This is a genomic window from Agromyces sp. NPDC029043 (assembly GCF_055564615.1).
In genome coordinates this window covers 137,007-145,816 of the sequence record NZ_JBVHVX010000012.1, presented here as the reverse complement: position 1 = coordinate 145,816, position 8,810 = coordinate 137,007, and the positions used below count along the sequence as shown (strand labels likewise).

Here is an 8,810-nt window from a genome sequence, read left to right as displayed (position 1 = left end):
GGTCCGGCCTTAGCCCTCCGTCTTCCCTCCTCATCACATCGGTCGCTGCGCTCCCTCGTTCTTCGTCAGTCCAGACAGAGGTCGGCCGGACCAACCTGGGTCCACAACGGGTTGGGCCGGGCAACCGTGTGGTTGCCCGGCCCGGATTCCCTGTGAGAGTAGGGGCTGGTGTCGACCTCGGTGCTGGGATCAGCAGTTCGTCTCGCTCAGCGTGACGATCTGCTGATCTGGCCGCGGGGCCGAGGTCGCATCTATTCTGACGTGTAGCCCATCGGCATGAGGATGGACTTGTGCTCGAGATAGCTCTCGAGTCCCTCGCGGCCGTTCTCGCGGCCGATGCCGGAGTTCTTGTAGCCGCCGAAGGGGGACGCGGGATCGATGGCGTACCAGTTAATTCCCAGTGTGCCGGTGCGGATCTGCTTCGCGATCTCGACGCCGCGCTCGACGTCGGAGGTCCAGATGGAACCGGCGAGGCCGTAGTCGGAGTCGTTGGCGATGGCGATGGCCTCGTCGACGTCGTCGTAGGAGATGACACTGATGACGGGTCCGAAGATCTCCTCGCGGGCGATCGTCATGTCGTTGGTGACACCGGTGAAAATCGTTGGGGTGACATAGAACCCGTCATCGAGACCCGGGGGACGTCCGCCCTCGAGGGCTGCGGTGGCGCCCTCTTCCTTGCCCTTGGCGACGTAACCCTCGACCTTGTCGCGCTGCTTCGCCGTGATCAGCGGGCCGAGCATGGTGCCCTCGGCGGTGGGCAGGCCCGGGGTGAAGGACTTGGCCGTCTCGACCATGGCTGCGACGATCTCGTCATGGCGTGAGGCCGGGACCAACACACGTGTCTGCGCGACGCATGCCTGACCGGCGTTGATCAGGCCCGCCGAGAACACCAACATGTAGATGTTCGCCGCCAGGTCGACGTCGTCGAGGACGATGGCTGCCGATTTACCACCCAACTCCAGCGAACAACGCTTGAGGCTCTCGCCGCACTTCGCTGCGATCACGCGACCCGCGGCGGTGGAGCCGGTGAAGGTGATCTTGTCGACGTCGGGATGGTCGACGAGTGCCTGTCCGGCGTCCACGCCACCGGGAACGACGGAGATGACACCCTCGGGGACACCGGCATCGACGAACAGCTGTGCCAACAGATTCGCGTTGAGCGGGGTTTCCGGTGCGGGCTTGAGGACGATGGAACATCCGGCGGCCAGTGCCGGTCCGAACTTGTTGCACAGCAGGAACAGCGGAACGTTCCAGGCGACGATTGCACCCACGACACCCACGGCCTCACGGGTCACCAGCGTCTCACCGAACAGGCCGGTACGACGCTCCTCCCACGGGAAATCGGTTGCGGCAGCGGCATATCCCTGCAGGACGCCGGTCGCGGGCAGTCCCTGGAGGGTGGCGACGTCGGTGGGAGTGGACCCCATCTCGGCGGAGACAAGTGCGGAGATATCGCCCATGCGCTCATTGATCAGGTCGGCGGCGCGGTTGAGGACCGCGGCGCGCTCGGCGGGGGCCTTGTCCCGCCAGACCCCACTCTCAAAGGCGGCGCGGGCAGTGGCGACAGCGGTATCGACATCGGTCGCATCGGCCAGCGGCACCGAACCGACGCGCTCGCCGGTCGCCGGGGAGAAGACCTCGAGGGTCTCGGTGGAATGGGGGTCGACCCACTGGCCGCCGATGTAGAGCTGGGGCTGATCCCCGGCGCCCACCAGAGCGGTGGTCGGTCGGGATTCGACGGTCTCCGTCATGGTCGATGTGCTCCTCGCCAGTTGTGATGTAGGTGTGAACCACTACACATCCGATACTAGAACACGTTCTAAATTTGGACCAGGGTCAGGGGCCGAACTCGACGATCGCGGTGAAGCCCTCCACCGCGTCGGTCAGCGCGGCGATCTGGGTGTCGGCGTCGTCGGCCTCCAGGATTCGCTGCCGGTCGGCGGGGCCGATCGGTACCCGCGCCGCCCAGCCGGCGATGCCGTGCACCTCGAGGAGCGCGTCGTCGAGAGCGTCGTCGTCGAATACCGGGAGTCGTTCCCGCGGGATGCCGCGCGCGGTGGCGAGGGTGTCGAGAGCGGTGCGCACCTGACCTGCGAGTGCGGAGATCGCGGCCCGATGCCGGTCCGAGAGCGGCGGCGTCGGGAGCAGTTCGATCTCACCGTGTGGATAGGGCGAATCCGGCAGCCACCGGCCGACGCGGAAACGCTGCCCCCCGACACACGTCAGCGCCGCGCGGCCGTCGGGCTCACGGACGAGGTGTTCGATACGTGCCAGTGTTCCGACGTCGGTGCGGGCGTCGCCGCCACCGACCTCGGAACCACGGGTGATGAGTACGACGCCGAACGACGCCGCGTCGTCGTCGGGTTGCGCGGCAAGACAATCCGACAACATCTGGCGGTACCGCGGCTCGAAGATCCGCAGCGAGATCGACTCACCCGGCATCAACACCGAGCCGAGCGGGAAGAGGGGAACCGAGTCGTTCAGGAGCTCGGCTTGGCGTCGAGGACCACCTCGAACTCGAGGAGATCCGCGCCCGAGGCGACCGGCTTGGCACGCTCGCCGGCATGCGCCTCGCGGGCCGGACCCGACGCCCACGCCTGGAAGGCCTCCTCGCTCTCCCACTGCGTCACGACGAAGTAGCGGTCATCGCCCTTCACGGGACGCAGGAGCTGGAAACCGAGGAAACCCGGCGAGCCGTCGACGGCGTGCGCACGATGTGCGAACCGCTTCTCCAACTCGGGGCCTGCGCCCTCGGGGACCGAAATCGCGTTGATCTTCACCACTGCCATGTCGCCAGCCTAGTCCTCCCGGTCGGTGAAATAGCCTCCATGTGTGACGGAAAGCGGGCTGCGCGACCACGGCGGGGAGGATGGACCCCTCGGTCCCATCGTGTTGCTGCACGGACTGATGGGGCGGGGGCGTACGTGGCGGCGGCAGGTGCCGTGGCTGCGTCGTTACGGTCGCGTCTTCACCTACGACGCCGCGTTCCACACCGGCGCGGACGTGACGATGCCCGACGACCCGGCAGAGCTCGCCACGGAGCGTTTTGTCGGGGACCTGGCCGAGATCCTCACCTGGATCGATCGGGGGCCGGCCGTCCTCGTCGGTCACTCGATGGGGGCGCTGCACGGATGGTGCGCCGCCGCGGAGTACCCGGAGATGGTGTCGGCGTTGGTCGTCGAGGACATGGCTCCGGACTTCCGCGGACGCACCACCCGCAACTGGACGCCGTGGTTCGAGTCCTGGCCCGACCGATTCGCCACTCCCGACGACGCCGTCGCGATGTTCGGTCCCGTCGCGGGCCGCTACTTCTACGAGGCCTTCGACGACGGGCGGCTGCACGGTGACCTGACCATCTGGTCCGAGGTCGCCGAGGAGTGGGGCGGCCGCGACTTCTGGGACCAGTGGTCGCAGGTGGCGGTGCCGAGCCTGCTGATCGAGGCGGAGTTCACCGTCACGCCGGCCGGGCAGATGCGAAAGATGTTGTCACTCAACGACAAAGCCCGGTACGTGCGGGCCCCGGGTGCTGGCCACCTCGTGCACGACGATGCGCCGGATCTGTATCGCGGCGCCGTGGAGGCGTTCCTGTCCGGTGTGGTGGTGGGCAAATGACGACCGCCGCGCGGTGATCAGCGGTAGGGGTCGTACGGTCCCGCGGGAGGCGTCGGCGGGGCGGGTGAGGTTTGCGATGCCGCGACCGGGACGATCGTCCCGCCGATCAGTTGGCGGTAGCAGTGCGCGAAGAACAGCTGGCCCAGCGGCGCGGAGATCACCACGCCGAGGAAGCAGACCGCAGCGCCGAGCATGTTGATCACGTACAGGCACAGGAAGGTCAGCAGAGAGTCGCCGGTACGGGTCTTCGCCACGTCGAAGGACGTCCGTATCGCCTCTGTCGCCGAGGAGTTCCGGTCGATGCAGGCGATGATCGCGAACTGCAGGAAGAATGCCGCGATCAGGCCGGGGACGATGCACAGCACGCTTCCCACCGTGACGATGATGCCCACGAGGAGTGCGGTCACCACGACCCGGCCGAGATTGCGGGGCACCAGGAACATCGACACGGTCGGCTGTTCGCCGTCGGCGACGCGAAGGGCTCCGGAGGTCATCGAGGCCTGCACATAGAACGCCGCGATGATCGCCACGAGATAGAGAACGCCCACCACGACCAGTGACCCGACATCGACGCCGTTCCCCACGTCGCTCGTCGCGTACGGATCCGCAGCGGCCTCGGTGAACGCGTCGATCGCCGGGAACAGGAGCACGAAGTACGCGATCAGCGGGACGATCGTCGCGAGCACCATGAGCACGCCGGGCACGACGAGCGCCCGCCAGTGCGCCGTGAACGTCGACCACGCCCACGAAAAGGCCACGCCGGCATCCATTTTGGGCCGGGCGGGTGGCATGACAGGCGGATACTGTTGCCCGGGCTGGAATTGTTGCCCGGGCTGCTAGTGGGCGCCGGAAGGATACTGCGGGTTCGCCGGATGCTTTGGGCCGGCGGGGTTCTGGGGAGGGTAATACCCCTGCTGCCACGGATCAGGCTGATTCGGCGGTGTCGTCATGGGGGCGAACCCTAGCGGCTGATGCGGATACTCGGGAAGCGGACCGGGGGCGCCGTGTCATTCGATCGTTCGTCGTCAGTCCGATTCGCCTGCCAGGCAGTAGCGGCCCGTCGACGTGAGCTCCACCAGTCCGTCGGTGAGCAGTGAGTCCAGGGCCCGGTCGCGTTGTGCCGCATCGGTCCACACGGCATCGAGGAGGTGCCGATCGACGGCGGAGTCGGTGGCGCGCAGCACGTCGAGGAGGAGTCCACGGACCTGTCGGTCGGTTCCGGCGAACTTCTGTACCTTCTTCGGCGGTCCGGTGTGGGCGGGCCGCCCGATGCGGACCCAGGTGCAATCCGGGAGCGGGCAGGCGTCGCAGTGCGGATTGCGGGCGGTGCACACCAGTGCGCCCAATTCCATGAGTGCCGCCGAAAAGCGTGGAGCCGCAGGTGAATACGTGTCGTCGCCGAGGCGGGGGAGGAGTCGCTCGGCGTCGGCGAGATCGGTGCGCGACGGGTTGCCGGGCTCGGCACGTCCGTGTTCGGCTCGGGCGATGACGCGTCGAACATTGGTGTCGACGACGGGCACCGGCTGTCCGTAGGCGAAACAGGCGACGGCGCGGGCGGTGTAATCGCCGATGCCGGGCAGCGTGAGCATCATCGTGACGTCGCGCGGCACCTCGTCGTCGAAATCCCGGGCCAATACCTGCGCGCACTCATGCAGTCGCAGGGCACGTCGTGGGTAGCCGAGTTTGCCCCACGCGCGCAGCACCTCCCCGGGCGACGCCGACGCCATAGCCGACGGGACCGGCCAGCGGGTCACCCACTCCCGCCACGGGCCCACGACGCGGTTGACCGGCGTCTGCTGCAGCATGATCTCGCTGATCAGGATCTGCCATCCGGACAATCCGGGCTCTCGCCACGGAAGATCCCTTTCGTGGACGTCGAACCAGCCGAGTACGGCGGCCGGTGGCAGACTAGTGCCCATGACGCGAATGACCCCGAGAGCAGCCTGGGCCGTACTCAAAGAGGGGAACGAGCGGTTTATCTCCGGCGAATCGCAACATCCCAGCCAGGGTATCGAGGATCGGGCGCGCCTCGTCGGCGGGCAGCACCCGCATGTGGTGCTCTTCGGCTGCGCCGACTCCCGCCTCGCCGCCGAGATCATCTTCGATCAAGGTCTCGGGGACATGTTCGTGGTGCGCACGGCGGGCCACGTCATCGATTCCGCGGTGCTCGGTTCGCTGGAGTACGCGGCCGAGGTGCTCGAGGTGCCGTTGATCGTGATCCTCGGGCATGACAGCTGCGGTGCCGTCGCAGCGACCCTCGAGGCGCTCGATCATCTGCAGATCCCCGGCGGCTACATCCGGGACCTCGTCGAGCGCGTGACGCCGAGCATCCTCGCCGGCCGCGCCGAAGGGCTGACCCGCGTCGACGAGTTCGAGGCGCACCATGTCGTGGAGACCGGGCGCCTGCTGATGCAGCGCAGCCGCATCATCGCCGATCGGGTCAACGCCGGGACGCTCGCCATCGTGGGGCTCACCTATGAACTCGGGGAGGGTTTCACCCGCCTGCGGGGTGTTTACGGCGATATCGGGACGGTCACCATCGAGCCTGTGTGAGGCCTGTGGATGTGACGCATCTTCCCTGAACCAGAACTTGAGACTTTCCGCCGGTCAGGGGCGTTTTTCTTGCGACACGCCGCATCTGGTCGGCGGGGGTTCTGACCAGACGGCGATAGTTTGGTGACGTGATCGATCCGCAGGGGCCGCTGCCGCCCGAAATCTATTGGCGACGCCGCGTCGTCGCAGGTGTCGGTGCGCTGGCAGTGGTGGGTCTGATCATCGGCTTGATCATCTGGACCACCGGAAGCAATGACGACGACTCGACCCCGGCTGCGGTGGCGTCGTCGACGACCTCGGCAGGTCTGACGGGAACCCCCGCCGAATCGAGCGAGGTCGCCTATGGCGGCAGCGGTGGCACGGGTGGCTCCGCAGAGTCGTCGGGTGTTGCCGGGGCGCCGGGTCAGGTACCGGCCGCGGGCAGCGCCACGGCGAGTGACGCACCGGCGGCGGTTCCGGCGTCGGGACTGTGCCCGGATCAGAACATCTCGGTCGTCCTCTACACCGACAAGCCGACATACACCGTCGGTAGCCAGCCGGTGTTCACCATCGTGACCACCAACGCCGGACTCACCGAATGCACCCGGGATGTCGGCAAGGCGGCGCAGAACGTGATCGTGCGGACGCTCGACGGCGCGCGGACTCTGTGGAGCGCGCGGGACTGCTCGCCCATCGACACGGTCAACAATCAGCTGCTGCAGCCCGCGCAGCAGGTGCGCGACACGATCACCTGGTCGGGTACGACGTCGACGCCGGGTTGCCGGACGCCGCGTGAGCCGGTGCCGGTCGGGTCGTACCAGGCGATCGGGAAGATCGGCGAGAAGGAATCCGCGCCGATCACCTTCAACGTCGTCGCGCCTGCCGAGCCCTGATCTGTCGGGCCCCGACCTCGATATCAGTCGTAGCGTTCGATGCTCGACTCGGCGAGGCGGGACAGTCCTTCACGGATGTGGCGCGCCCACACCGTGCCGATACCCTCCACGGCCTGCAGGTCGGCGGAACTGCTCGCCAGCAGGGTCTGCAGACTGCCGAAGCTGCGCACCAGCCGGTCGATGTGAGCGAACTGGAGCCGCGAGATCCGCGCGAGCAAGCGGTAACCACGCGGGCGCATTGACGTGTCCTGCGCCTCGATGGTCGTCGGATAGCCGAACGCCTCGGCGAGCTGGGTGAGGTCGAGCAGATCGGTGTCGGAGAGCCGCTCGATGGTCTCCAGCGACTGCCGCACCTCCTCGGTGGTGGCCGGTTCGGGACTGGCATAGTAATCGCGGACGAGGAGTTCACGCATCGTGTCGTTGTCCCGGATGAGCTCTTCGAGTTGCAGGCTCACCTGGCGGCCGTTGACGCCGAGCTCCAGCACGTACTCGTCGATCTCCTCGGCGACGCGACGCACCATCTCCATCCGCTGGGCTGTCGACATGGCGTCGCGCAGCAGGACGTAGTCCTCGATCTCGGCCCGGGACAGTGCGGCGATGACCTCATCGAGGCGCATCTTGTAGCGCTCGAGTGTGGCCAGCGCGACGTTCGCGCGCGACAGGATCGGGTCGGGACTCTCCACGACGCGACGGATACCGGCGACATACACACTGACGATCGACATCGACGCGCTCACCGAGATCACCGGATGGCCGGTTTGGATCGCGGTGCGCTCCGCGGCGCGGTGCCGTGTGCCGGACTCCTCGGTGGGGATCGCGGGATCCGGGACGAGCTGCACATTGGCGCGGACGATCCGTTTGCCGTCGGTGGACAGGACCACGGCCCCGTCCATCTTCGCCAGCTCGCGCAGGCGGGTGGGGGCGAACTCGACGTCGAGATGGAATCCGCCGTCGCAGATCTTCTCGACGTCGGAGTCGTGGCCGAGCACGATCAGCGCGCCGGTGCCGCCGCGCAGGATGCGTTCGAGACCGTCGCGCAGACCCGTGCCGGGTGCCACGCGGGCCAGGGTCTCGGGGATGAGATCGGATCGCTCGGTCTCCGCCATGTGCCCACCTCCCTCTCTGTTTCGTCTGGCCACTAGGGTATCGGGACGTGAAGACCAACTTCGTCGTGCCCGCCGACCTCGACCCCATCGAGCGTCACCCGAAGGCCGCACCACCCGGCGAGCGCATCCGTATGCATAACCCGATGTGTTACGGCTGCGGGGAGCAATCGCCGCACGGGCTCCACATCGCCGCGATCGCGGGTGAGGGTTTTACCGTCGACGCGTCGATGGAAGTCCTGCCGTGGATGGAAGGTGGCCCCGGCGTCATCCACGGTGGGATCCTCTCGACGGCCTTCGACGAGGTCATGGGGACCGTGCCCCTGCTGATCGTCGGCGGTGACCGTGCACCTCGAGGTGGACTTCATCGCCCCGATCCCCGTCGGGGAGACGCTGAGGTTCCGCGGGGACATCCTGGGCGTGCAGCGACGCAAGGTCTACACCGAGGCCATCGGCTACATCGACGACATCGAGTCGCCGGCGGCGGTTGCGCACGCGATCTTCGTGACCATCAACGCCCGCGAACACTTCGCTGATCACGTCGGGAACAGTCAGCTCTCCGACGAGGACAAGCAGCGGTTGCAGCGGCCCTGACGGCATCACGCACCCCGGAGTTCACTTCGGTCGGTGGGACATCGCTCTGACCGGCGTGCTCCTCGGCGGTGTCGGC

Annotated in this window: 10 protein-coding genes; 4 read left to right on the top strand and 6 right to left on the bottom strand. The window is 67.3% G+C overall.

The features are described from left to right. Positions 1 to 251: 251 nt before the first annotated feature. The 3 genes from ACZ4TW_RS15570 to mhuD form a co-directional block, all read right to left on the bottom strand. The gene (locus ACZ4TW_RS15570; protein WP_465543968.1) at positions 252 to 1,751 is read right to left on the bottom strand and encodes an aldehyde dehydrogenase; all 1,500 of its coding nucleotides are present in this window, start codon (positions 1,749 to 1,751) and stop codon (positions 252 to 254) included. Between the two features lie 85 nt (positions 1,752 to 1,836). Next, positions 1,837 to 2,595 carry an LON peptidase substrate-binding domain-containing protein gene (locus tag ACZ4TW_RS15565; RefSeq protein ID WP_465543966.1) on the bottom strand — a complete coding sequence of 253 codons (759 nt, stop codon included), beginning with the start codon at positions 2,593 to 2,595 and terminating at the stop codon, positions 1,837 to 1,839. Further along, positions 2,481 to 2,789 (bottom strand): mycobilin-forming heme oxygenase MhuD, encoded by a 309-nt coding sequence (gene mhuD, locus ACZ4TW_RS15560; RefSeq protein ID WP_465543964.1) that lies wholly within the window; start codon positions 2,787 to 2,789, stop codon positions 2,481 to 2,483. The genes ACZ4TW_RS15565 and mhuD overlap by 115 nt, the downstream gene beginning before the upstream one ends. 43 nt (positions 2,790 to 2,832) lie before the next feature. Between mhuD and ACZ4TW_RS15555 the strand changes: the two genes are divergently transcribed. Further along, positions 2,833 to 3,612: an alpha/beta fold hydrolase gene (locus ACZ4TW_RS15555; RefSeq protein WP_465543962.1), complete on the top strand. Its 780-nt coding sequence runs from the start codon at positions 2,833 to 2,835 to the stop codon at positions 3,610 to 3,612. A 17-nt stretch (positions 3,613 to 3,629) separates the two neighbouring features. Here the strand turns inward: ACZ4TW_RS15555 and ACZ4TW_RS15550 are convergent, their stop codons facing one another. Then, the gene (locus tag ACZ4TW_RS15550; RefSeq protein ID WP_465543960.1) at positions 3,630 to 4,370 is read right to left on the bottom strand and encodes a hypothetical protein; all 741 of its coding nucleotides are present in this window, start codon (positions 4,368 to 4,370) and stop codon (positions 3,630 to 3,632) included. 267 nt (positions 4,371 to 4,637) lie between these two features. Then, the gene (locus ACZ4TW_RS15545; protein WP_465543958.1) at positions 4,638 to 5,417 is read right to left on the bottom strand and encodes an HhH-GPD family protein; all 780 of its coding nucleotides are present in this window, start codon (positions 5,415 to 5,417) and stop codon (positions 4,638 to 4,640) included. Between the two features lie 112 nt (positions 5,418 to 5,529). Here ACZ4TW_RS15545 and ACZ4TW_RS15540 point away from each other — a divergent pair, with 112 nt between their 5' ends. Further along, the gene (locus ACZ4TW_RS15540; RefSeq protein WP_465543974.1) at positions 5,530 to 6,165 is read left to right on the top strand and encodes a carbonic anhydrase; all 636 of its coding nucleotides are present in this window, start codon (positions 5,530 to 5,532) and stop codon (positions 6,163 to 6,165) included. Positions 6,166 to 6,293: 128 nt separating this feature from the next. Then, a complete protein-coding gene (locus tag ACZ4TW_RS15535) occupies positions 6,294 to 7,037 on the top strand; it encodes a hypothetical protein (protein WP_465543956.1) in 744 nt (247 codons plus the stop codon). Between the two features lie 23 nt (positions 7,038 to 7,060). On the opposite strand, the gene disA is transcribed toward ACZ4TW_RS15535, so the two are convergent. Continuing rightward, positions 7,061 to 8,143 (bottom strand): DNA integrity scanning diadenylate cyclase DisA, encoded by a 1,083-nt coding sequence (gene disA / locus ACZ4TW_RS15530; RefSeq protein WP_465543954.1) that lies wholly within the window; start codon positions 8,141 to 8,143, stop codon positions 7,061 to 7,063. 336 nt (positions 8,144 to 8,479) lie between these two features. Between disA and ACZ4TW_RS15525 the strand changes: the two genes are divergently transcribed. Then, entirely contained in the window at positions 8,480 to 8,734 is a 255-nt protein-coding gene (locus ACZ4TW_RS15525) for a hotdog domain-containing protein (protein ID WP_465543952.1), read from the top strand. The last annotated feature ends 76 nt before the right edge of the window (positions 8,735 to 8,810 follow it).

Bases quoted from the DNA above. Each gene is read 5' to 3' on its own strand.
- ACZ4TW_RS15570 (WP_465543968.1), bottom strand. From the start codon at position 1,751: ATGACGGAGACCGTCGAATCCCGACCGACCACCGCTCTGGTGGGCGCC.
- mhuD (WP_465543964.1), bottom strand. From the start codon at position 2,789: ATGGCAGTGGTGAAGATCAACGCGATTTCGGTCCCCGAGGGCGCAGGC.
- ACZ4TW_RS15545 (WP_465543958.1), bottom strand. From the start codon at position 5,417: ATGCTGCAGCAGACGCCGGTCAACCGCGTCGTGGGCCCGTGGCGGGAG.
- ACZ4TW_RS15540 (WP_465543974.1), top strand. From the start codon at position 5,530: ATGACGCGAATGACCCCGAGAGCAGCCTGGGCCGTACTCAAAGAGGGG.
- disA (WP_465543954.1), bottom strand. From the start codon at position 8,143: ATGGCGGAGACCGAGCGATCCGATCTCATCCCCGAGACCCTGGCCCGC.